20 protein-coding genes and 1 pseudogene are annotated in these 22,867 nt (G+C 36.3%); 9 read left to right on the forward strand and 12 right to left on the reverse strand.

Annotation, left to right across the window (positions count from 1 at the left end):
* Positions 1-974: 974 nt before the first annotated feature.
* From N9R04_RS03805 to N9R04_RS03815, 3 genes are all read left to right on the forward strand, one after another.
* Positions 975-1,175: an LSM domain protein gene (locus tag N9R04_RS03805; RefSeq protein WP_262855219.1), complete on the forward strand. Its 201-nt coding sequence runs from the start codon at positions 975-977 to the stop codon at positions 1,173-1,175.
* A gap of 479 nt (positions 1,176-1,654) precedes the next feature.
* A complete protein-coding gene (gene hisC, locus N9R04_RS03810; protein WP_262855220.1) occupies positions 1,655-2,716 on the forward strand; it encodes a histidinol-phosphate transaminase in 1,062 nt (353 codons plus the stop codon).
* Positions 2,717-3,714: 998 nt separating this feature from the next.
* On the forward strand, positions 3,715-4,269 hold the full coding sequence (locus N9R04_RS03815) for a 5' nucleotidase, NT5C type (RefSeq protein WP_262855221.1): 555 nt from the start codon (positions 3,715-3,717) through the stop codon (positions 4,267-4,269).
* Between the two features lie 337 nt (positions 4,270-4,606).
* Here N9R04_RS03815 and N9R04_RS03820 read toward each other — a convergent pair whose 3' ends face one another.
* From N9R04_RS03820 to N9R04_RS03840, 5 genes are all read right to left on the reverse strand, one after another.
* On the reverse strand, positions 4,607-5,527 hold the full coding sequence (locus N9R04_RS03820; RefSeq protein WP_262855222.1) for a diacylglycerol/lipid kinase family protein: 921 nt from the start codon (positions 5,525-5,527) through the stop codon (positions 4,607-4,609).
* Between the two features lie 96 nt (positions 5,528-5,623).
* Positions 5,624-7,132, reverse strand: a complete 1,509-nt coding sequence (locus N9R04_RS03825; RefSeq protein WP_262855223.1) for a peptide MFS transporter — start codon at positions 7,130-7,132, stop codon at positions 5,624-5,626.
* Positions 7,133-7,380: 248 nt separating this feature from the next.
* Positions 7,381-7,599, reverse strand: coding sequence for a hypothetical protein (locus N9R04_RS03830; protein ID WP_262855224.1), 219 nt, complete (start codon positions 7,597-7,599; stop codon positions 7,381-7,383).
* A gap of 404 nt (positions 7,600-8,003) precedes the next feature.
* Positions 8,004-8,504: a preQ(1) synthase gene (queF, locus tag N9R04_RS03835; RefSeq protein WP_262855225.1), complete on the reverse strand. Its 501-nt coding sequence runs from the start codon at positions 8,502-8,504 to the stop codon at positions 8,004-8,006.
* Positions 8,505-8,539: 35 nt separating this feature from the next.
* Positions 8,540-9,409: a DMT family transporter gene (locus N9R04_RS03840; RefSeq protein WP_262855226.1), complete on the reverse strand. Its 870-nt coding sequence runs from the start codon at positions 9,407-9,409 to the stop codon at positions 8,540-8,542.
* A 689-nt stretch (positions 9,410-10,098) separates the two neighbouring features.
* Between N9R04_RS03840 and nrdI the strand changes: the two genes are divergently transcribed.
* The 3 genes from nrdI to nrdF all read left to right on the forward strand — a co-directional run bounded on the left by nrdI (position 10,099) and on the right by nrdF (position 13,677).
* Positions 10,099-10,497 carry a class Ib ribonucleoside-diphosphate reductase assembly flavoprotein NrdI gene (gene nrdI / locus N9R04_RS03845; protein ID WP_262855227.1) on the forward strand — a complete coding sequence of 133 codons (399 nt, stop codon included), beginning with the start codon at positions 10,099-10,101 and terminating at the stop codon, positions 10,495-10,497.
* Positions 10,460-12,565, forward strand: coding sequence for a class 1b ribonucleoside-diphosphate reductase subunit alpha (gene nrdE, locus N9R04_RS03850; protein ID WP_262855228.1), 2,106 nt, complete (start codon positions 10,460-10,462; stop codon positions 12,563-12,565). Before nrdI ends, nrdE begins: the two co-directional genes overlap by 38 nt.
* Before the next feature lie 143 nt (positions 12,566-12,708).
* Positions 12,709-13,677: a class 1b ribonucleoside-diphosphate reductase subunit beta gene (gene nrdF, locus N9R04_RS03855; protein WP_262855229.1), complete on the forward strand. Its 969-nt coding sequence runs from the start codon at positions 12,709-12,711 to the stop codon at positions 13,675-13,677.
* 264 nt (positions 13,678-13,941) lie between these two features.
* On the opposite strand, the gene N9R04_RS03860 is transcribed toward nrdF, so the two are convergent.
* From N9R04_RS03860 to N9R04_RS03870, 3 genes are all read right to left on the reverse strand, one after another.
* Positions 13,942-14,256: a CHY zinc finger protein gene (locus tag N9R04_RS03860; RefSeq protein ID WP_262855230.1), complete on the reverse strand. Its 315-nt coding sequence runs from the start codon at positions 14,254-14,256 to the stop codon at positions 13,942-13,944.
* Between the two features lie 31 nt (positions 14,257-14,287).
* Entirely contained in the window at positions 14,288-15,211 is a 924-nt protein-coding gene (gene murB, locus N9R04_RS03865) for a UDP-N-acetylmuramate dehydrogenase (RefSeq protein ID WP_306439805.1), read from the reverse strand.
* 239 nt (positions 15,212-15,450) lie between these two features.
* Positions 15,451-15,987, reverse strand: coding sequence for a GrpB family protein (locus tag N9R04_RS03870; protein WP_262855231.1), 537 nt, complete (start codon positions 15,985-15,987; stop codon positions 15,451-15,453).
* A gap of 107 nt (positions 15,988-16,094) precedes the next feature.
* On the opposite strand from N9R04_RS03870, the gene N9R04_RS03875 reads away from it, so the two are divergent.
* Complete coding sequence (locus N9R04_RS03875) at positions 16,095-16,979, forward strand: EMYY motif lipoprotein (protein WP_262855232.1); 885 nt, start codon at positions 16,095-16,097, stop codon at positions 16,977-16,979.
* 390 nt (positions 16,980-17,369) lie between these two features.
* Positions 17,370-17,690, forward strand: coding sequence for a bacillithiol system redox-active protein YtxJ (gene ytxJ / locus N9R04_RS03880; RefSeq protein ID WP_262855233.1), 321 nt, complete (start codon positions 17,370-17,372; stop codon positions 17,688-17,690).
* A gap of 1 nt (position 17,691) precedes the next feature.
* On the opposite strand, the gene N9R04_RS03885 is transcribed toward ytxJ, so the two are convergent.
* Positions 17,692-17,871, reverse strand: a complete 180-nt coding sequence (locus tag N9R04_RS03885; protein ID WP_262855234.1) for a hypothetical protein — start codon at positions 17,869-17,871, stop codon at positions 17,692-17,694.
* Between the two features lie 384 nt (positions 17,872-18,255).
* Between N9R04_RS03885 and N9R04_RS03890 the strand changes: the two genes are divergently transcribed.
* Positions 18,256-19,377 (forward strand): glycerate kinase, encoded by a 1,122-nt coding sequence (locus N9R04_RS03890; protein WP_262855235.1) that lies wholly within the window; start codon positions 18,256-18,258, stop codon positions 19,375-19,377.
* A gap of 535 nt (positions 19,378-19,912) precedes the next feature.
* Here the strand turns inward: N9R04_RS03890 and pepT are convergent.
* From pepT to N9R04_RS03905, 3 genes and pseudogenes are all read right to left on the reverse strand, one after another.
* Positions 19,913-21,146: pseudogene (pepT, locus tag N9R04_RS03895) on the reverse strand (peptidase T).
* Positions 21,147-21,190: 44 nt separating this feature from the next.
* Entirely contained in the window at positions 21,191-21,685 is a 495-nt protein-coding gene (locus N9R04_RS03900; protein ID WP_262855328.1) for a threonine/serine exporter family protein, read from the reverse strand.
* Between the two features lie 21 nt (positions 21,686-21,706).
* Complete coding sequence (locus N9R04_RS03905) at positions 21,707-22,471, reverse strand: threonine/serine exporter family protein (RefSeq protein WP_262855236.1); 765 nt, start codon at positions 22,469-22,471, stop codon at positions 21,707-21,709.
* Positions 22,472-22,867 lie beyond the last annotated feature (396 nt).

A 22,867-nucleotide genomic window follows, 5' to 3' on the forward strand; every position in this document is an offset into this window, starting at 1 on the left:
GTCTTTGACTAGAGAGAAAGAGGCTGGGACATAATGTAATGTCTCAACCTCTTTCGGCATCTTTGCCGGGGCGGGACTACGAAATCTTTTTATTCCAATTAGATTTCTGTCCCGCTCCCTCTTCCACATCTCGGCAGTAGATGACTGATTTGAAAACGCGCTTGTATCAAGCTTTTTTCAATTCTAGTCATCCTTGCCGGGGCGGGACTACGAAATCTTTTTATTCCAATTAGATTTCTGTCGCGCTCCCATTGGCCTTGCTCTTTTTTTATGCTCATTACGTAGAGAAAGTAGGGGGCGAATGTAATTGATATGCTAGAACCAATCTTTAGTAGTATATTCAATAGGTATACCTCTTTAAACCACATAGACAATGGTATAGCCTTATCAAAGATAAAATTTATGAAACAAAACCAAGAAAATAGTTACTTGGTAAAGTCAATGGTGGTAAAATAAAAGTAAATTTAAACAACGAGAAGTAAAATAAACATTAAAAAGTTCTAATACTCTGTAATTTTAGGTATGAGGTATACGGTTAGCTACTGAATCGTCTAGTGCTTCTTGTTTTAGTACTCTGTAATTTTAGGTATGATGTATACTATGCGGACGATTGCTAGGCTATCTGTCTGTTTTAGTACTCTGTAATTTTAGGTATGAGGTATACCTAATAACATTTTACTTTGAGCGTCGGTTAGTTTTAGTACTCTGTAATTTTAGGTATAAGGTATACTCATTAGGTATTAAAGGTATTAGCGACAGAGTTTTAGTACTCTGTAATTTTAGGTATGAGTTATACAGCAATTCTGTAATCCAAAGATTAAGAAGTGTTTTAGTACTCTGTAATTTTAAGTATGAGGTATACCTTGCCGTGCGCCAGCATTACCGCCTGATTGTTTTAGTACTCTGTAATTTTAGGTATGAGGTATACCAATGGACATGCACTATACCATTGGTTAAGAAAGGGTGATTTAGATATGAGTTTTAAACTATGGGAATTTGAATACAAACAAGTGGAAATGCGTTTAGACAACGGTAAAATATTAAAAGGTACAGCTTTTGACTTTGATGACAAAGAAGATAATGATAGTGGTTATGACTCTATTTCAATTAAAACAGCTGGTGGTACATTTGATATAGATGAGAATAGAATAGTTAGTATTAAAGAAATTAAGTAGTTCACTCACTCAACTTAATGGCGTTAAAAAGATCTATTTTATGACAACATTCTTCGTCGAAAAGGGGCTAAAAAGTAACACCTCATTTTTACTGTATAAATCAGTTGAATGAGGTGCTTTTCATTTGAGTTAGGGATTATGTCCCAGCTCTTTTCAGCATCTTGGCAGTAGATGACTGATTTAAAAATGCGCTTGTATCGAGCTTTTTTCAATTCTAGTCATCCTTGCCGGGGCGGGACTACGAAATCTTTTTATTCCAATTAGATTTCTGTCCCGCTCCCGTTTTTATTTAATATACCAATGTATTAAGACAAGTTAACTTGGTAAGTGTTAAAAATGATGATGACGCTATCGTACTTTTTGATATTTCAGCATTCTAGTAGAGAATTTAAAGTTAGAGTGATTGATTTTAAAATTGGAGTAGGTATATAATGGTAAATGAGTTTTGAAATTTCTGAAATTTAAAGGGGGACCTTCCGATGAAAGAACAAATTAAACAACTTTCTGCTTACCAACCTGGTTTATCACCACAGGAGTTAAAAAAGAAATATGGTATCGAAGGAAAGTTGTATAAATTAGCTTCAAACGAAAATTTATATGGACCTTCACCTGCCGTGAAAGAGGCAATTGTGAATCACTTAGATGAACTTTATTATTATCCAGAGACGGGTTCTCCTACGCTAAGAGAAACGATTAGTGCGGATTTAAATATTGATCCATCGCGTATTTTATTTGGTGCTGGTTTAGATGAAGTCATATTGATGATTTCACGTGCAGTATTAACGCCTGGTGATAAAATTGTTACTAGTGAAATGACTTTTGGGCAGTACAATCACAATGCAATTGTAGAAAGTGCTGAAGTTGTTCAAGTACCTATGAACGAGGGTCACTTTGACTTAGATGGTTTGAAGAATGCTATCGATGAGAAGACTAAATTGATCTGGTTGTGTAATCCTAACAATCCAACTGGGACTTACTTTACTCACACTGAATTACGTGATTTCTTAAATAGTGTACCTACTCAAATTCCAGTCATTATAGATGAAGCTTATTATGAGTTTGTCACTGCATCTGATTTTCCAGATACGTTAACGCTTCAGAAGGAATTCCCTAATGCTTTCTTACTACGTACATTTTCGAAAGCTTACGGTCTAGCAGGTATGCGTGTAGGTTATATCATAGCTGCTGAGGAGGCGATAGAAGCATTCAATATCATAAGACCTCCTTTCAACGTAGGACGTTTATCTGAGTACGCAGCAGTAGCAGCTTATTCGGACAAAGAGTACATTAAACAAATTCGAGAACGAAATGCGATTGAAAGAGAAAAGTTCTATTCTATACCAGAGAAGAAGTATATTTATCCAAGTGAAACTAACTTTGTGTATGTCACTGCTTCACGTCCTCATGATTTATATCAAGAGTTGCTGAAAGTCGGATGTATTACACGTGAATTTCCTAATGGGGTGCGTATTACACTAGGATTCCCTGAACAGAATGATAAGATGATAGAAGTATTACAGCGCTTTAATTTTGAAGAATAATTCATCAAGTGAGTAGAGGGGGTAAAAGTGTTGAGTGTCTGAGCACGGGGCCCCAACAAAGAGAAACTGGTACATAATGTAATGTCTCAGCATCTTTCAGCATTTTGGCAGTAGATGACTGATTTGAAAATGCGCTTGTATCAAGCTTTTTTCAATTCTAGTCATCCTTGCCGGGGCGGGACAACGAAATCTTTTTATTCAAATTAGATTTCTGTCCCGCTCCCAACAAGCACAGCGCGTTGGGGAGGCCCTATAAAAGCGAAGCCGAAGAGGCTGGGACATAAAGGTCTTTGACTAGAGAGAAAAAGAGGCTGGGGCATAATGTAATGTCTCAGCATCTTTCAGCATTTTGGCAGTAGATGACTGATTTGAAAATGCGCTTGTATCAAGCTTTTTTCAATTCTAGTCATCCTTGCCGGGGCGGGACTACGAAATCTTTTTATTCAAATAGATTTCTGTCCCGCTCCCTTCAACATCTCGGCAGTAGATGACTGATTTGAAAACGCGCTTGTATCAAGCTTTTTTCAATTCTAGTCATCTTTGCCGGGGCGGGACTACGAAATCTTTTTTATTTAAATTAGATTTCTGTCCCGCTCCCTCTTTCAGCATCTTGGCAGTAGATGACTGATTTGAAAATGCGCTGTATCAAGCTTTTTTCAATTCTAGTCATCCTTGCCGGGGTGGGACTACGAAATCTTTTTTATTCAAATTTGATTTCTGCCCCGCTCCCTTTAGAGTCAAAATTTTCATCCTATTGATGGTGTTTTCTTTTAACTAGAGTACTTCTTTAAGTGTAAGTTCTCTAAGTGACTATAATATAAGTTGTAACGTTGAATTCTTTAAGTTGATCTAGGAAACATGTGTGTTTTCAAGTGTTTTTTGAAAAGTACTATTATAGGAGTGAGTGAATTCCTGTCTAATCCTTTCAGATTTACTGTTACCTTTTTTATAAGAGGTTTGATATACTGTAGGCAGATTGAGAAAGGAAGACGTGATTTATGACTAGACAATCTATTGCTATTGATATGGATGAAGTACTCGCTGATACACTGGGCGCTATGATGCGTGAGGTGAATGAACGCTATGATCTAGGAATTACATATGGTATGTTGGATGGTCAGAAATTAAAGCATGTCATACCAGAACATGATGGTTTGTTACCAGAAATTTTACGACAACCAGGTTTCTTTAAAAATTTAGATGTCATGCAAGATGCTATAGACGTAGTAGAAGCATTGAATCAACATTATGATATCTATATTGCTACGGCTGCAATGGATGTGCCTACATCGTTCAGTGAAAAATATGATTGGTTACGTACTTATTTTTCATTTTTAGATCCGCAACATTTTGTGTTTTGCGGTCGAAAAAATATCGTTAAGGCGGATTTTTTAATTGACGATAATCCACGTCAGCTCGAAATATTTGAAGGGAAACCAATTATGTTTAGCGCTCCGCATAATGTTCACGAGACGCGCTTTACACGTGTAAGTGGTTGGAAAGATGTAGCGAACTATTTTCTTAAAAGTGAACATAATGTAAGTGAAAGCTAGTAAGTAGAAGCAGGAATATTAGTACTCTCGCCGCTAGGTACTAGGATAAATAGATAAGAACGTATAACTTAATTTCATTTAAAATATTTCAGCCAGCACTTTGTAGTCATACACGCCTGAGTATTAACCTCTAGGCGTCAGACTAAGTGCTGGCTTTTATCAGTGGTCATCACTTCGTTATAGCTTGGTACTTGAATGAACGAGCTAACTAAGTAGTAACTTTCCATTATTTGAATTATGCTAGCTAGGTAAAGCTAAATACCGATATGATAGAATTTCAAATTAGGTCAACCATCTTTATAAAGTCAATGCTATGATGAATTTAGATTTTATCCTTTCACGCTTTATCTTTTAGTGTTAAGATACGTATCGCTTGAGGCAATACTTCAATTTCAAGCGGTGTAGTTAAGGCAATCTCTCCATCAATATCCACGCTTAACTCCTTGTTGGTTTCGATAGATATTTTTTTACCGTGCAGGTGAGTAATTCCATCAGTAACTTTATTCCAGTTCATACTATCACGTTTCTTAAAAATATCTTTAACTACACTCATTTTACTATGCTTAAATATGAACGTATCTAAATAACCATCATTTGGGGATAAGTCAGTAAGAGGAATACGACCGCCCCCAATATGAGGTCCATTAGCGATAATCAACATAGAGGTTTGTCCTGTCAATGTCTCACCGTCACTTGTTAACGTGTAATTAAATTCAATAGGATCAAGAAGTGTTTTCACAGTTGAACCGATATAGCTTAGTCGACCGAACAGATCCTTATTACCCTCTTGGACATTTTCAGCATTCTGAACAATTAACCCCATGCCTACGAAATTCAGTGCATATTCGTCGTTAACTTTGATCACGTCGTAAGGTTCTGGCTCAGCATTGAGTAGTTGTTTACACGCTTTCGTATAATCTCCATCTAAGTTCAATGTTTTAGTAAAGTCATTAAATGTACCGCCTGGAATTACAGCGATAGGGATGTTGAGTTCGTGCTGCATTACTCCGGTAACCAATTCATTAACTGTGCCATCTCCGCCGAGGATAAAAAGGATATCTATGTCATCACTGTACTGCTGATCTTTAATTTGTTCGCAGTATTTGATAATATCTCCCTCATTCTCGCTGAGTTGTATAGATAAGCGTTTACACAATTGTGTCAATTGGTGTGTGACGACGCCTAACCCTTCGTAGATGTCATCGATACCAGAATGTTCGTGATAAAAGAGAACTCCGTGTTGATAATTTTTTGACAATTTATTCACCGCATTTCTATTTTAATCATAATAAACAGTGTAAATCATATGATTATTTTTTGCAGTTAAGATCTATTTGGTTGATGTTCTCAACTTTTATCTTATTCCTCTCATACCTTGTACTATTTTACGAGAAAATAGTAGAGTGATAAGACTGACGAATATAGCTAAGCCCCCGATGAAGATAAAGTAATTGGCATAACCTAAAGGCTTAATTAAACGTACTAAAGAACCATTAAGTGCTTGACCTGTAGCGTTTGTAAGTAACCATAGGCTCATCATTTGAGCGTTGAATGCTTTAGGAGCCAATTTAACAGCTGCACTGTTACCTGTTGGAGATAAGCACAACTCCCCAATAACACAAATAATGTAGGAGAGTATGACCCAATTGACGCTAATGATAGCGTTACCGCCTGTTGCATGGTCTACCACTGCTATTAATATATATGAGAGACCTGCAAAGATTGATCCGATCGCAAATTTAACAGCCATACTCGGTTGCTTAGAGCCCATTTTCATCCATATAGCAGAGACTATACCAGCAAATAATACGATGAAAAGTGGATTTATAGATTGGAAATACGTCTTTCCAAATTCAGTAGTCCAACCAAAGAGATTCAAGTGCATATCTGTATATTTTAAAGCGTACAAGTTTAACACGTTCGAACCTTGTTCTTGGATAGCCCAGAAGATCACACCTAATATGAATAGGGGTATAAAAGCAATGACTCTTGAACGCTCTGTTTCAGTTACATCTTTACTGCGAATCATAGTGGTGAAATAAATGATAGGTAATGCTACACCTAATATGAGTACGAGAGTCGATACAAGTCCGAATGAGAGCGTATGTGTTAAAGCTGTAATAGCTAAGAGTACAATAATCGCTAATATAGCTATACTAAAGATAAGGCTAAATTTTTTACGCTCTTTAGCATTAAGTGGATTAGAAGGTTTTAAACCGATGACTCCTAAATTGTTGCGGTTAAATAATATGTACCATACAAGTGCTAAAGCCATACCAAACGCAGCAATTAAGAACCCGATATGGAAGCGACCGCCCTCGATAAATTGATTTAGAATGAGTGGAGCGATGAGTGCGCCACTATTGATTGACATGTAAAATATTACAAATCCAGAATCAATTCGCTTGTCGTCTTTTGGATAAAGGCGACCGACAATATTTGAAATATTCGGTTTCATGAGACCTGAGCCTATGATGATAAAGAACATAGATAAGAATAACCCATAAATATGTAACGGAAGGCCTAGACAAACATGTCCTATAATAATGAGTACTGCTCCGATTAAAGTAGCAGTACGAGTACCTGTAATCCTATCGGCAACCCAGCCACCAAGTATCGAAGTCATATAGATAAGTGCGCCATAAACGGACATAATAGATTGTGCCGTGCCTTCGTCTAGATTAAGACCGCCATCTTTTATTGAATAATACATATAGAAGATGAGCAGCGCGCGCATGCCATAATAACTGAAACGTTCCCAAAACTCTACAAAGAATAATACACCTAGCCCTTTCGGGTGGCCAAAGAATCCTCGCTGTGGAATAGATTGAATAGCTTGATCATGATTCTTTGTTTCTGTCATAACGTTCCCATCCTTTCTCCCTTTAAAAAAGTATTGTTCAAATTATACGCTCAATTATCAGAAATTTCAACAATATTCATACAATAATAATTCTAAAATAGTTGTAAAATTATAATTGTTTTATTTATTTTAATGATATAAAGATTTGAGAAGTATTAGCGAAGTTAATTAATATTAGGGGAGATTTGGGCAAAAAAGATTTAAATTTATAATCGATAAATTCCTTCGATTACTTTTTAAGTGGAGGTTTAGATATAAAGGAGAGTAGTAGCGAGGCACTGAGCCATAAACACCTCAATACGTCTCACTACGACGTAATGTATAAATAGGAGGGTTTGGGGTCTACCCCAACTTGCATTGCTTGGTGAAACTGATGAATCAGTTTCTCTTTGTTGGGGCCCCACCCCAACTCGCATTGCTGGTGGAAACTGATGAACCAGTTTCTTTGTGTTGGGGCCCCACCCCAACTTGCTGTGCTTGGTGAAACTGGGACTTAATGGTCTTTGACTAGAGAGAAAGAGGCTGGGAGATAAATCCCAGCCTCTTCAACATCTCGGCAGTAGATGACTGATTTGAAAACGCGCTTGTATCAAGCTTTTTTCAATTCTAGTCATCTTTGCCGGGGCGGGACTACGAAATCTTTTTTTTATTCAAATTAGATTTCTGTCCCGCTCCCTCTTTGTTGGGGCCCCACCCCAACTCGCATTGCTGGTGGAAACTGATGAACCAGTTTCTTTGTGTTGGGGCCCCCTGCTCAAATCCTAAATGCTTTTGTCCCGACCTCCTTTAAGGATTTATACCCTAGTATTGTCTCTTGATTTTGCAACACAAAGTTTTTTAGGCATCACATCACTTTAAACATACTAATCATCTACCGGTTATCTATTTGTTCAGGATATAAATCGTGGTTCATTAAGCGATGTTCTGCTATCTTTTCGTATTTAGTATTAGGGCGACCATAGTTCGTGTAAGGGTCAATTGAGATGCCACCTCGAGGTGTGAACTTGCCCCAGACTTCTATATAATGAGGATCCATAAGTTCAATTAAGTCGTTCATAATAATATTCATGCAATCCTCATGAAAGTCTCCATGATTACGAAAACTAAATAAGTAAAGCTTAAGTGATTTTGATTCTACCATTTTTATATTAGGTATATAAGAAATATATATAGTAGCGAAATCGGGTTGACCTGTAATAGGGCAGAGAGATGTGAATTCAGGACAGTTAAATTTCACAAAATAATCTCTACCTTGATGTTTATTATCAAATGTTTCTAATATATCTGGACGATAATCAAAGTCGTACTGATTGCCCTGGTTTCCGAGAAGCGTTATATCATCCAGCTCCTCTTTCTTTCTACCTTCAGTCATATGATAGCCTCCTTGTAATATAAGATGTACTTCGATCAATTTGAGTTCGATTGACGTTTCGAGCGACGGGCTTTTTCAAACATGTAATAGCTCATTCCGATGATTATAATGTAGCCAATCATAGAATAGAAATCTGGTGATTCTCCAAATAGTATAAAGCCGAATAGTGCTGTAAAGATGATAGATGCATAAGTGAAAATCGAGATATCTTTCGCAGGTGCAAAGCTATAAGCTAACGTAATTCCAATTTGTCCTACAGCTGCAGCTAGTCCAGCCCCCAGTAAATAAACTACTTGTAACCATGACATCGATTCAAAAGTGAATATGGTAAATGGTATTAACACGATAATTGAGAAGAAAGAGAAATAGAATACGATAGTATAAGGCGCTTCTTTCGTACTAAGCGCTCTAACACAAGTATAAGCACTTGCCGCAAAAATTCCAGATAACAATCCAACTAAGCTCGGAATCATTGCAGAGGAAAATTCTGGTTTAACTACAAACAACATACCAGCAATTGCGACAATCATTGCGATGAGTTGATATTTGAATATTTTCTCTCGTAAAAAGATTAAACTAAGAAGTATTGTCCAAAATGGGTTTAACTTCATTAAGGTATCTGCATCACTCAATATCATGTGGTCAATGGCGTAAATATTGAATAGCACACCCGTTAAGCCAAGTACTGAACGTAATATAAGTAAAGGTTGGCTGCTTAACTTACCAAATAATGGCTGTTTGTACTTATAAATGAAGAATAATGGTATGAACATAGCTACTAAGTTTCTAGCGAGAGATTTTTGAAAGACAGGCAAGTCTCCTGCTAATCTGAAGAAGACAGACATAAAACTAAATCCGACTGCTGAAATAAGAATCGCTATGATACCTTTAACTTTAGGATTCAAATTATCGCCTCATTCTTAAAAATTTAACGTATTTTATCTTAGCATATAATTTTTAAAATGTAATGAGGGTTGCAAAGATTGAGGAGGTAGTTTATTATAGTACTTACCGAACAAATGTTCTGTTCAAAAGAGTCGTTTTATTTCATTTCAAAGATATAAGTATTAAAAATAATTGTGCATCATTGAAAACGACGATAAAGCTATACTTCAATCAGTACCTAGAGTACAAAGTTTTTATGAAAAAGCAAGTGTTATTGCTCCAAAATTCGAATAAATTCTTTTCTAAAAAAGTTATTCTCTTTGGAAACGGGTGTTGGTGCACGATGTGACTTTCTAACAATGATTTGAGGGTAATTTATTACTTTAATTTGGAGAAACAGTTATGTATAATAAAACACATAATGTAGTACAGAAAATCAAAACCAAACACAACATGTTGTGTTTTGGTGAAAAATCATTGTTTTTAATAATATAACTAGAATAAAGTAATTTAACACAAATTTGATGTGTTAGTACCGATGAATAGGGTAACTTTATTGAGTATCTGTAAAATGAATTTAAAGCTAAATTAACAATTCACCACCATATGTTGTGGTGAATTGCTAACTATAAAACTAAATAGAGTATTTGTTGTTGATCTAATTTAAATTGACATCTACTTAGATACATAATAGAAAGAAGGTGATCCAATGAAAGTAGTATATTTCTCCTTTTCTGGAAATGTAAGGCGTTTCATCAGTCGCACTGGAATTGAAGATACGTTCGAGATTACTCAAGATAATTCCACGACTCATATAGATGAACCTTTTATTTTGGTCACTGGAACAATCGGTTTTGGCGAAGTGCCACAGCCGGTTCAATCTTTTTTAGATGTCAATGGTGAGCGTTTAGAAGCGGTTGCAGCAAGTGGCAATCGAAATTGGGGACAGAACTTTGCGAAAGCAGGTAGAACGATTTCTGAGGACTATCAAGTTCCATTGCTAATGAAATTCGAAGTACAAGGTTCTAATCGAGATGTTGAGGAATTTAAAGTTAAGGTGGGTCAGTACAATGAAGACTATAGACGAGAAAAGATACAATCACATTGAGTTGAACAATGAAGTTACAAAAAGAAAAGACGATGGTTTCTTTGATTTAGAAAAAGACCAAGAAGCGCTAGAAGTATATCTACAAGAAATCGAAGATAAAACAATTTATTTTGATAGCGAAATCGAACGTTTACATTATTTAGTAGACAACGATTTTTATTTTGACGTTTTCCAAAAATATTCTGAATCTCAATTAATTGAGATAACGGAATATGCCCGGCGCATCAACTTCAGATTTGCGAGCTATATGTCAGCGAGCAAATTCTATAAAGACTATGCGATGAAAACGAATGATAAAGAAAATATACTAGAAGATTACAATCAACATGTTACGATTGTAGCGCTATATTTAGCTGATGGGGATATCGCCTTAGCGAAGCGATTTATCTCAGCTATGGTAGAACAACGCTATCAACCTGCAACGCCTACTTTCTTAAATGCTGGACGTGCGCGTCGCGGTGAGCTTGTATCATGCTTCCTGTTAGAAGTTGATGATAGTTTAAATTCTATTAACTTTATTGATTCTACCGCTAAACAACTGAGTAAGATTGGTGGGGGAGTAGCCATCAATCTTTCTAAATTACGTGCGCGTGGTGAGGCTATCAAAGGGATTAAAGGTGTAGCCAAAGGTGTGCTTCCAGTAGCTAAATCTCTTGAGGGTGGCTTTAGTTATGCTGACCAATTAGGTCAACGTCCGGGTGCAGGTGCAGTTTACCTTAATATCTTCCACTACGACGTTGAAGAATTTTTAGATACGAAAAAGGTCAATGCTGATGAGGATTTACGTCTATCCACTATTTCTACAGGCTTAATCGTTCCATCTAAATTCTTTGAACTGGCTAAAGAAGGTAAAGAATTCTATATGTTCGCACCTCATACAGTTTATCAAGAATATGGCGTGACGTTGGACGACCTCAATCTTGATGAGTATTACGATGCCCTTGTGGACAACCCTAATGTGGATAAAAAGAAAAAAGATGCACGTGAGATGCTAAATACGATTGCACAAACGCAACTTCAATCAGGTTACCCATATTTAATGTTTAAGGATAATGCTAATAAAGTCCATCCTAACTCTAATATTGGTCAAATTAAGATGAGTAACCTTTGCACAGAAATCTTCCAACTACAAGAAACTTCAATTATTAATGACTACGGGACTGAAGATGAAATTAAACGTGATATATCTTGTAATCTAGGTTCACTTAACATCGTTAATGTGATGGAATCAGGTAAATTTAGAGACTCTGTTGCTACAGGCATGGATGCGTTAACATTTGTTAGTGATGAAGCGAATATTCAGAATGCACCTGGTGTGAAAAAAGCGAATAGTGAACTTCATTCAGTAGGTCTTGGTGTGATGAATTTACACGGATATCTTGCTAAGAACCAAATTGGTTATGAATCAGAAGAAGCTAAAGACTTTGCTAACACTTTCTTTATGATGCTTAACTATTACTCTATATTAAGATCAATGGAAATAGCTAAGGAACGCCAAACGATCTTTAAAGACTTTGATAAGTCTGATTACGCTAATGGCAAGTACTTCGAGTATTACACTACTCAATCGTTTGAACCGCAATATGAAAAGGTACGTCGTTTGTTTGAGGGGTTAGACATTCCTACTGCTGAAGATTGGAAAGAGCTACAAGCTCAAGTAGAGGAGCACGGTCTTTATCACGCTTATCGCTTAGCTATTGCGCCGACACAAAGTATTTCTTACGTGCAAAACGCTACGCCATCTGTCATGCCAATCGTTGATCAAATTGAGCGTCGTACGTATGGCAACTCTGAAACGTTCTATCCAATGCCATTCTTATCACCGCAAACTATGTGGTATTACAAGTCGGCATTTAATACAGATCAGATGAAATTAATCGACCTCATTTCTACTATTCAGACTCATGTGGATCAAGGCATCTCCACTATTCTGTATGTTAACTCTGAGGTTTCTACACGCGAGCTATCGAGACTATATGTCTATGCACATCATAAAGGCTTAAAATCACTTTACTATACACGTAACAAGTTACTTAGTGTAGACGAATGTACAAGTTGTTCAGTTTAATAATCAATTGAGCTTAAGCATGTCGTTAAGAATTATCTAAAGGGAGGGAAGGATATTGTTATCGATTCTCGCAATCGTAAGACTTTATTCCGCTCCCTCTTTTAATACATAAACTATAACTTAGATTGGAGTAGGTTTATCTAATGAAAGCAGTAAATTGGAATACGCAAGAGGATATGACAAACATGTTTTGGCGTCAAAATATTTCTCAAATGTGGGTTGAAACTGAATTTAAAGTTTCAAAAGATATTGCGAGTTGGAAGACATTAACTGACGAGGAAAAGAATGCCTTTAAGTATGCGCTAGCAGGTCTGACAGGGCTTGATACCCATCAAGCAGATGATGGTATGCCGCTTGTGATGATGCATACAACTGATTTACGTAAAAAAGCAGTCTACTCTTTCATGGCGATGATGGAACAAATCCATGCGAAGAGCTATTCTCACATATTCACAACGCTTCTCCCTTCAAGTGAAACGAATTATCTCTTAGATACATGGGTTATTGAAGAACCTCATCTAAAATACAAAGCAGACGTCATTGTAGGTAATTATCATAAATTATGGGGAAAAGATGCCTCTATTTATGATCAATACTTAGCGAGAGTTTCAAGTGTGTTCTTAGAGACGTTTCTATTCTATTCAGGGTTTTATTATCCGCTATATTTAGCTGGGCAAGGGAAGATGACCACTTCAGGTGAAATCATTCGTAAAATTCTTCTAGATGAATCTATTCATGGTGTATTTACAGGTTTAGATGCTCAAAGCCTACGCAATGAGCTTTCTGAAAGTGAAAAGCAAAAAGCTGACCAGGAAATGTATCGTTTACTTGAAGATTTATATAGAAATGAGGTTTCTTATACCCATAAGCTTTACGATGATATCGGTTTAACTGATGATGTGTTAAACTATGTTCGTTATAACGGTAATAAAGCTTTATCTAATTTAGGTTTCGAACCTTACTTTGAAGAGAAAGAATTCAATCCAATAATTGAAAATGCGTTAGATACCTCTACAAAAAATCACGACTTTTTCTCTGTAAAAGGTGATGGTTATACACTTGCATTGAACGTAGAAGCACTACAAGATGAAGATTTTATATTTGATGATTAATGTGAATTAAGACGACATCACAATAAAGCTAAGCCATGAAGTATGAAGAAAGATGGGAGCGGGGCAGAAATCTTTTTATTCAAATTAGATTTCTGTCCCGCTCCCTTTATTTCGCCACTTATGATCTCCTCTTAATGTTTAGAGTTGTTCAAATATATGATAAAAAATACCAGATGGGAGTTCTAAGGATTTAGAGTTAAGAATATGAGGAATGAAATCCCGATCTAACATCACATTAACTCCCTTTACACCCGTTCACTCGTTCTAAATCTCAAAATAGTGATGATAATGATACAGACAACGTGTATTAAAGTGAGACGCACAATTAGGGCACGCTTCACTCATCATGTACTCGCTGATTTTCATTTCGTACTGACATACGCCACATAGCACTACACGTTGATCAAATTCAGATTCCGACCATCTTTTAGTCATGTGTTTTTCATTCTCTTCATGGCATTTATAACACGGATAGTACTTATTGCAGCATTTAAACTTTATAGCTATGATATCCACCATAGAGTGATAGTGGGTACATCTCGCTTCATTATCTACTGTGTTTCCATAAATTTCTACCATAAATGACAACCTCAAACCTTTTAACTATAATTTATCTACTTTGTGGATGTTCCCCTATAATACGTACTTCAGGATTCAAGTCGACATCGAATTTTTCTTTTACTACTGTTTGAACGTGATGAATTAAGTCTTCATAGTCTGTGGCAGAACCACCATCAATGTTTACCATAAACCCGGCATGTTTTTTAGAAACCTCTACGCCACCAATACGGTAGCCTTGTAAATTTGAATCTTGAATAAGTTTTCCTGCAAAATGACCTGGTGGACGTTGGAAGACGCTTCCACAAGAAGGATATTCTAATGGTTGCTTAGATTCACGTCGTTCTGTAAGGTCGTCCATCTTAGCTTGAATATCGTCCAAATCACCAGGAGCAAGGGTGAAAGCCGCCTCAACCACAACAAGGTGATCTTGTTGGACGATACTATTGCGATAATCTAATTGCAATTCTTTATTCGTATAGGTTAGCAGCTCACCTTGTTCATTAATACATAGTGCGTAATCGATACAATCTTTTACTTCGCCTCCATAAGCCCCTGCATTCATAAATACTGCGCCGCCAATCGAACCAGGTATACCGCAAGCGAATTCTAATCCAGTTAGCACGTGGTCTCGAGCTGTTCTTGAGACATCAATTATAGCTGCACCGCTTCCCGCGATGATAGAAGAGTCTGAAACGTCAATGTAATCTAAAGATAGAAGGCTTAGCACGATGCCCCTAATTCCACCTTCACGTATAATAATGTTAGAACCGTTACCTAAGTATGTGATGGGAATATCATTTTGATAAGCAAAGCCCACAATTTTCTGTACTTCTTCTGAAGTTGTAGGCGAGAGATAGAAATCTGCTTCTCCACCAGTTTCAGTATATGTATAGCGCTTTAAAGGTTCGTCCACTTTAATAATGTCGTCAGGAACGAGCGATTTCAATTCTGCTAAGATGTCATTTTTATCCAATATAAAACATCCTTTCCTCTTCTCATTAACTAAATTTATTATATCAACTCTCTTGTGAATTTGCGATGAGAGGCGGTTTTAAGAGTGATATGGAGAAATGATTTTATTCAGTAAACATAAAGACTCAGTGCTGGATGGATAGCTCGTTGGAGTGAAAGTACGTTTCTCATTGACTTGTCACTGCTATTTAAGTTTAACCATAACTTATCATAAAACATAACCAAAGATAAGCCGTACGCTTATAGATGAGTTATATCTTCTGCGTATTGACGATACATTTTATTCAACGCTTGCTGTTTCGCTCTTTCATACTGGCTGATGTGTGTAACGTTGTGAAGAATTTTCTCTTTTTTATCGGCAAAAGCTTTCGCGATGGCTGGATTTGAACTTAACGCTTTATCCATTTGCTCATATTGCGAAAAAAGTGGTGTGTCTAATTGTATAATATGCAAGCGCGCGACCTGTTTTAAATCGATTAAATTGTTAAATTGAGCCATAACGACCTTTTTCTTATAAGGATGGTGTAAACGATAGAATCCTGCGTAATTAAGTCTCTTTTCATCTAGAGAGGTAATATCATGCAAGTTATCAACACCTACGAGTATATCTAAAATAGGTTCAGTGGGATAATTAAAGTGCTTTGTACCTCCGATATGCTGAGTCGTTTTGACTGGAGAATCTAATAAATTAAATAACAATTTCCGTAATTCTTCATATTGTTTAGCGAACTGGTGGTTTGTATCATGCGAGATAAAGTTTTGCACTTTTGAATACATCGTTTTAACCTCTTTAATCTTATAGTTAAATCAAGATTGAAATTACCACACTATGATTTTCTTTGCAATAAGGTTTATGTATAATACGGTATGTTAGGGGGATAATAATGAGAAGGTATACTATATTAATAACTTTAATAATCTTAGTATTAATCATAGCTGGATGTAAAAATAATGAACCTAAAGATCTCTCTAAATTTGAAAAACACCTAGATGATACACAACAAAAAGAAGAGAAGGTAAAAGATACATTAGATAAGCTAGATCTAGAACAAGTACATAAATTGAAAGGTCAAGAAATGACTGATGACAATAAAAAAGAATTTAATGAACTTCAAACTCAAATTAATAAAAAATTAGTACCTCAAATGGAAGCATATGAGAAATCAGCTAAGACATTGCCTGCTAAATCAAAAAAAGTAAAAAAGTTGAAGAAAACCTATTTAAAAGGGGTAAAAGAGAAGAAGAAGCGAGTTACTGATCTTCAAGAATTTGTGGATTTATGTAATCAATCTATTAAAGCTAATGAGGATATCTTAGATTATACTCGATTATTTGAGAAGAAACGTTCCTTGATGGAAGATGATGTAGAAAAGGCTAAGAAAAACGGCAGTAAAGAAGATGTAGAAAGTTTCACGAGAAAAGTTGAAAATAATAATAAAGAATTAAAAGATACAGCTCAAAAGCATGTGGAAAGTAAATCAGCAGAAGAAGGTCGTAAAGCAATAAAAACGCATATCATGCCACTTATTGATAAACAAATTAAAGATTTAAATCAGACTACGATTACAGCTTCAAGTGTTAATGAAGCGCGGAAAAATGCGATTGAAATGTATTATAGTTTGCAAAATTACTATGAAACGCGTCAAGAAACGATGAATATTAGTGACAAGCTTGCGGGCATTAATCATAAATCTCTACTTACAAAAGGTAAAGATCTTGAACGATATGATCGACATTTTGAAGCAGAGCTGAAAAAATTAAAGTCATAAGAGATGAATAGATAGAGAGCTAATTATGTTCATTCACGCGCATCCTTCACGCTGACTAGAATTTTAAAAAAGTTACTGACTAGTATGCTTAGAGTACAGACTACTTCTGTCTAATGACTGTATTAGAAACGTGATAGTAGATTGTTGTATCCATGTTTATGCCTCTTAGTTAAATTAGAATTAACGGTTAACATAGAAGGGGTAATTGTGTATAATTGGAAACATTGACATAGGAAAATATTGTAGATAACTAAGAGTGGACGAGTAGTGGGGGGCTACTAACAGCTATAGAAATACGATTCATGATATAATATCCATGGTCGTTAAGACAGATTACTTATACCTTCTAACGAAACTCTCGCTCGTTAAATCTTTTTAGAGGTGAATAGAATGGCTATAAAGCTGAGTTCGATTGACCAGTTTGAACAAGTGATAGGGGAAAATAAATATGTCTATGTGTTTAAGCACAGTGAGACATGTCCAATTTCAGTAAATGCTTATGATCAGTTCAACAAATTTTTATATGAAAGAGATATGGACGGTTATTATTTAATAGTTCAACAAGAAAGAAAACTATCTGACTACATTGAAGAACAAACTCAAGTTAAACACGAATCTCCACAAGCATTCTACTTTGTAGATGGAGAAGTAAAATGGCACGCGAGTCACGATGATATTAACGTGGCAACTTTAGCTAAAGCTGAAGAGTAAATTAAATATTAAAGTATAGCGCTTGTTGGCTTTTCATTTCGCAGTCAGCAAGCGCTTTTTTTGTGGTTCTATTTAAAGAAAAGGCACTAGTAGATTTAAGAGATTGAAACATAAAGTTTCGGTGCTCTTGGAAACCGATGAACGGCGTTCCACGAGCAATATTGTCGATAGAAACGCGCATGATTCGGGAGCGGGACAGAAATCTAATTTGAATAAAAAGATTTCGTAGTCCCGCTCCCATGTCCCGACCGTACTGGAGTGGTCGATGTGGTTATAGCGTGCTGATCAAAGACAGCAGCAATTAACAAATATCTCTTTAAGGTAAGCGGTTGGATGCGAGCAAACGCTTCTATAGCACTTCTTAGTACTAATGTAACAGTTAATGCTCGTTTGTTATTTATAGCGCTTGGAAGTACATCTAACTTATTTCATGAAATAAATTTCTTCTACATGTATAATAGAGTACTGAATTCGTTATAATTTTACTAACTATTAGACTTACAATGTGAAAAGGTAAGTATATCAATATAATGAGAGAAATGAGAATATTTAACGAGGTGACAGGATGAAAGTATTAGTAGCTATGGATGAGTTTAATGGAATTATCTCGAGCTACCAAGCAAATCGCTATGTCGAAGAAGCAGTAGCAAGTCAAATTGAGTCAGCAGATATAGTACAAGTACCTTTATTTAATGGCCGACACGAGCTCACAGACTCTGTCTTCCTCTGGCAATCAGGTACAAAGTATCGGATTAAGGTGCATGACGCTGATATGAAAGAGGATGAAGCTTTATATGGGATTACTGAACAGGGTATGGCTGTTATCGAAGGAAATTTATTTCTTAAAGGAAAGAACGCAATAGACTGTAGAACAAGTTATGGCATGGGTGAAATGGTAGAGGATGCTTTGAATCGCGATGCTAAGCATATAGTCATTTCTCTTGGTGGAATAGATAGTTTTGATGGCGGGGCAGGTATGTTACAAGCTTTAGGTGCTCGTTTCTATGACGATGAAGGTCAATTCGTCGATGCGAGTCAAGGCGCTCGCGTATTAAAGCATATACGTAAGGTTGATTTACATCAATTAAATCCTAAGCTTAAAGATGTGCGCTTACAGGTCATGTCTGACTTTGACAGCAAACTTTATGGTCGTCATAGTGAAATTATGCAAATATATCAAACACAAGGGCTAACACGTGAAAAAGCGGCAGAGATTGATAATTTAGTTTGGTACTTTAGTGAAATATTAAAAAATGAAGAAAAAATTCAGCTCGGACCCGTAGTACGTGGCGGTGCAGGGGGCGGTATAGCAGCGTTACTAAACGCGCTTTATGGCGCTGAAATTATGACAAGTCATGAATTAGTTGATCAATTAACTCATTTAGAGTCACTTATTAAAGAAGCTGATTTAATTATTTTTGGAGAGGGAGTAAATGAGGAAGACTATGTGCTTGAAACAACTACACAACGTATAGCTGAACTAGCAACTCATTACGATACGCCATCTATTGCCATCTGTGCGACGCCAGATAAATTTGAACGTTTCGAATCTTTAGGGGTAACAGCGATGTTTAATACCTTCATTGAAATGCCTCGTACGTATACTGATTTTAAAATGGGTATTCAAATTCGCCATTATACAGTTCAAGCGATAAAATTATTAAAGATGAGCTTGAATGATGAATAAAAAATGTCAGTAATATAGGGGGATAAGTTCGGCACAAGAACGGAGCTTTCCATTTTGGTAGTGATATTAAGTCTTATTATAGCATTTGTACGTAAGGCACCTCGGTATTTAGTTGTTGGAATTAATTAAATGATACGAGTTGATTTTAGTTTTTTAAAGTATTGTATTGTCAAATGTCATGTTAATGCAAAGTATGGAATAAGAAGAGGGAGCGGGACAGAAATCTAATTTGAATAAAAAGATTTCTGTCCCGCTCCCTCTTCCTTCTTTGGAATATATGTTCTAACTCTTAAAAGAGGTGGGACAAAAGCGTTTGTGTCGACAACCCAGTTGTTGGCACGCCCTTCATCGGTTTCCCAGAGCATAGAAACCTTATGTTCCCACTTCTTATAGATTAAACCCCTAGTCTTAAATTAAGAGGTTTTAACATTCAAAATAACTTCCGGTTCTTATTTAAGTCATTACCGACATAACGTTAAGTTTAGCACAGCTTAGTAGTTTCAAGTAGGCGGCTGAGTTTCATTCACATTGTAGTTTAATAATCTTCATATTGCGCTACTTCTTCTGCGATGCCGATGATAACTTTTACGGCTTGTTCCATTATATCAATAGACGCATATTCAAACGGACCATGGAAATTAGCACACCCTGTAAAAATGTTTGGAGTAGGTAAACCTTTAAAGGATAGTTGACTGCCGTCTGTACCGCCACGTATAGGGTCAGTATTAGGTTCAATGCCTAACTTACTAAACACACGTTTAGGGATGTCAACAACATAGGGCACAGCATTTATTCTCTCACCCATATTATAATATTGATCTTCTACGGTTACTTCTACAGGATTGTTATCATATCTTTGGTTTATATCTTCTCGTATACTCAGTAATTTATTTTTACGTGCTTCAAAAGCAGTTCGGTCGTGATCGCGAATGATGTATTCTAACGTTGCTTTTTCTACATCTCCTTGTAATTGCATTAAATGGTAAAATCCTTCGTAGTCTTCAGTATGCTGTGGCACTTCATCAGGAGGTAATTGGTTGTTAAATTCTTGTGCTAACAAGAGCGCATTGACCATAGTATTCTTAGCAGATCCAGGATGTACATTCACTCCATGTGTAACCACTGTAGCACTAGCTGCGTTGAAACTTTCGTATTGCAATTCGCCGTATTCGCTTCCATCTATAGTATATGCAAAGTCAGCATCAAAGCGCTGTACATCAAATTTATGAGGACCTCGTCCAATTTCTTCATCAGGTGTGAATCCTACGCGTATCTTTCCATGTTTGATCTCAGGATGGGTTTGCATGTAACTTAGAGCTTCGATAATTTCTACTACGCCTGCTTTATCGTCTGCGCCAAGAAGAGAAGTCCCATCAGTTACCATCAAGGTATGGCCCTCCAAGTTCTTTAAACCTGGAAATAGTTCTTGATTCAATTCGCGTTGTTGTCTGTCCTAACTGAATGGGTTGACCATCATAGGAGTCTATAATTCTCGGTTTAACATGAGTGGCGTTGAAGTCAGGTGAGGTATCTACATGTGCTAGGAAACCGACTGTAGGGACTTCATAGTCTATGTTACTTTCTAGGGTGGCAAAGAGATAACCGTTTTCATCCATATCGGTAGTTAAGCCTAATTCTTTTAGCGTTGATTCAAGTAAGTTAAGTAAATTCCATTGTTTAGCAGTAGAAGGTGTCTCTGTACTATAAGGGTTAGATTGCGTATCAATTTCGACATATTGTTTGAGTCTATTAATTAACTGTTGTTTCATCACTATCCCATCCTTTTATTTAACTTTATTTTTAATATTAATCTCTAAACTCGGTTATTCATATTATATGTCTTACGATAAGTCTTCCCTTTAATTCTACCAAAGTACTGTTTAATTCGAGTATAGAGATAATAGAAGATTTCTGCACATAAAATACCGAATGCAATGGCGCCAGAAATAAGCGTTACTTCCAAGAAAGTATTGACCGCATGAGTATATGAATTTGACACGAGATAACGTGTAGCTTCATAAGCTAAACCTCCAGGGACGAGGGGAATAATACCAGGAACGATAAATATAATAACTGGTCTCTTGTAATGACGACTCATGATATGACTCATCAAGGCTAAAATGAAACTGCCTAAGAAAGCGGCCATGACTTTCCCCAGATCCGCATCTAGCGTGAGTTTGTAGAGAATCCAGCCCATAGCTCCCACAAATCCACAAGCAGCCAGCAATCGACGTGGAGCGTTAAAGAGTATTGAAAAGAGCACAGTAGCTAAGAAACTAATTGTGAAATGAAATAAATATATTAAAATACTCATCGTAGCTCTCCTTTCTTAATAAAAAATAAGCAATACTATTGCTACCCCAGCACCGATTGCAAAAGAAGTGAGGGCGGCCTCCACACCGCGTGACATTCCAGCAATTAATTCTCCTGCCATTAAATCACGAATAGCATTAGTAATGAGAATACCTGGAACTAGTGGCATAACACCTGCGATGGTTATTGTGTTTTGATTATAAGCTAAACCTAAGTGAGTAGCGGTTGCAGCTATAAGTATAACTACGGCAGAGCTTATAAATTCTGAGAAGAATTTAATTTGTGTAAATCTTTGTATTAGATTAAATGTGAGAAATGCCCCTGCCCCAGCAATAACTGCATAGATAAAGTCATGGGCAACACCGCCGAACATGAATAAGAAGAAACCACAGGCGATAGCTACTGCAAAGAACTTTAAAATCGTAGTGAATTGCAAGGAAGTATGGTGTAAGTGAATGAGCTTTGTCTTAGCTTCATCAATAGTTAATTTGTGATCAGCGATTTGACGCGAAATATTATTGGTTAACGCAATCTTTTCTAAATCTGTGGTACGCTCGCGAATGCGAATTAAACGAGTGTTCGTCCGATTGTTAAGAGAAAAAATGATTGCTGTTGATGTTACAAAACTATATGTATCTTTTAGACCATAGCTTGCAGCCATCCTGTTCATCGTATCTTCAATTCGATAGGTTTCTGCTCCGCTTTCAAGCAGTATTCGACCGGCAATAAGCACTAAATCTATTACCTTATCCTCATCGATAATGGTGATAGGTTCAGACATGAAGACACCCCCTGTATACCTAATATAGATATAGAAAGTTTACAGTTTCAACAGTCTACTTTCAATACTTTCATTAAAGTTGTTACAATAATTTCTTAATTTAAGTTCAAAACGTTTTAAATTGTAAGTGTAATAGACATTTTAGACACTAACTGACGTATTTATTTCTAAAATTTAGTAACGCTATTTCAAAAATGATAAATTTTGTATGCGGAAAGCTAGAGCAAATACATTTTAAATAAACTACGAGAAGAATAGGGCTGAGGCTTGATATCTTACTTTTTCAATACGACGGTTATAAAAGATAAAATCTTAAATATTTAAACTAGCACGTCAATTCATACTTATCCTAGAGGGTTTTCTAAAAAAGTTGAGAGAAAAACAGACCTCTCTATA

It is taken from the genome of Staphylococcus marylandisciuri (assembly GCF_025519785.1).
Classification (GTDB): Bacteria; Bacillota; Bacilli; order Staphylococcales; family Staphylococcaceae; genus Staphylococcus; species Staphylococcus marylandisciuri.

Excerpts from the sequence above, each read along its gene's own strand:
- nrdI (WP_262855227.1), top strand. The coding sequence starts at position 10,099 with ATGAAAGTAGTATATTTCTCCTTTTCTGGAAATGTAAGGCGTTTCATC.
- N9R04_RS03860 (WP_262855230.1), bottom strand. The coding sequence starts at position 14,256 with ATGGTAGAAATTTATGGAAACACAGTAGATAATGAAGCGAGATGTACC.
- N9R04_RS03890 (WP_262855235.1), top strand. The coding sequence starts at position 18,256 with ATGAAAGTATTAGTAGCTATGGATGAGTTTAATGGAATTATCTCGAGC.
- N9R04_RS03885 (WP_262855234.1), bottom strand. The coding sequence starts at position 17,871 with ATGCGCGTTTCTATCGACAATATTGCTCGTGGAACGCCGTTCATCGGT.
- N9R04_RS03875 (WP_262855232.1), top strand. The coding sequence starts at position 16,095 with ATGAGAAGGTATACTATATTAATAACTTTAATAATCTTAGTATTAATC.
- N9R04_RS03825 (WP_262855223.1), bottom strand. The coding sequence starts at position 7,132 with ATGACAGAAACAAAGAATCATGATCAAGCTATTCAATCTATTCCACAG.
- queF (WP_262855225.1), bottom strand. The coding sequence starts at position 8,504 with ATGACTGAAGGTAGAAAGAAAGAGGAGCTGGATGATATAACGCTTCTC.
- ytxJ (WP_262855233.1), top strand. The coding sequence starts at position 17,370 with ATGGCTATAAAGCTGAGTTCGATTGACCAGTTTGAACAAGTGATAGGG.
- N9R04_RS03805 (WP_262855219.1), top strand. The coding sequence starts at position 975 with ATGAGTTTTAAACTATGGGAATTTGAATACAAACAAGTGGAAATGCGT.
- nrdE (WP_262855228.1), top strand. The coding sequence starts at position 10,460 with ATGAAGACTATAGACGAGAAAAGATACAATCACATTGAGTTGAACAAT.
- N9R04_RS03870 (WP_262855231.1), bottom strand. The coding sequence starts at position 15,987 with ATGTATTCAAAAGTGCAAAACTTTATCTCGCATGATACAAACCACCAG.
- N9R04_RS03905 (WP_262855236.1), bottom strand. The coding sequence starts at position 22,471 with ATGTCTGAACCTATCACCATTATCGATGAGGATAAGGTAATAGATTTA.
- nrdF (WP_262855229.1), top strand. The coding sequence starts at position 12,709 with ATGAAAGCAGTAAATTGGAATACGCAAGAGGATATGACAAACATGTTT.
- hisC (WP_262855220.1), top strand. The coding sequence starts at position 1,655 with ATGAAAGAACAAATTAAACAACTTTCTGCTTACCAACCTGGTTTATCA.
- N9R04_RS03815 (WP_262855221.1), top strand. The coding sequence starts at position 3,715 with ATGACTAGACAATCTATTGCTATTGATATGGATGAAGTACTCGCTGAT.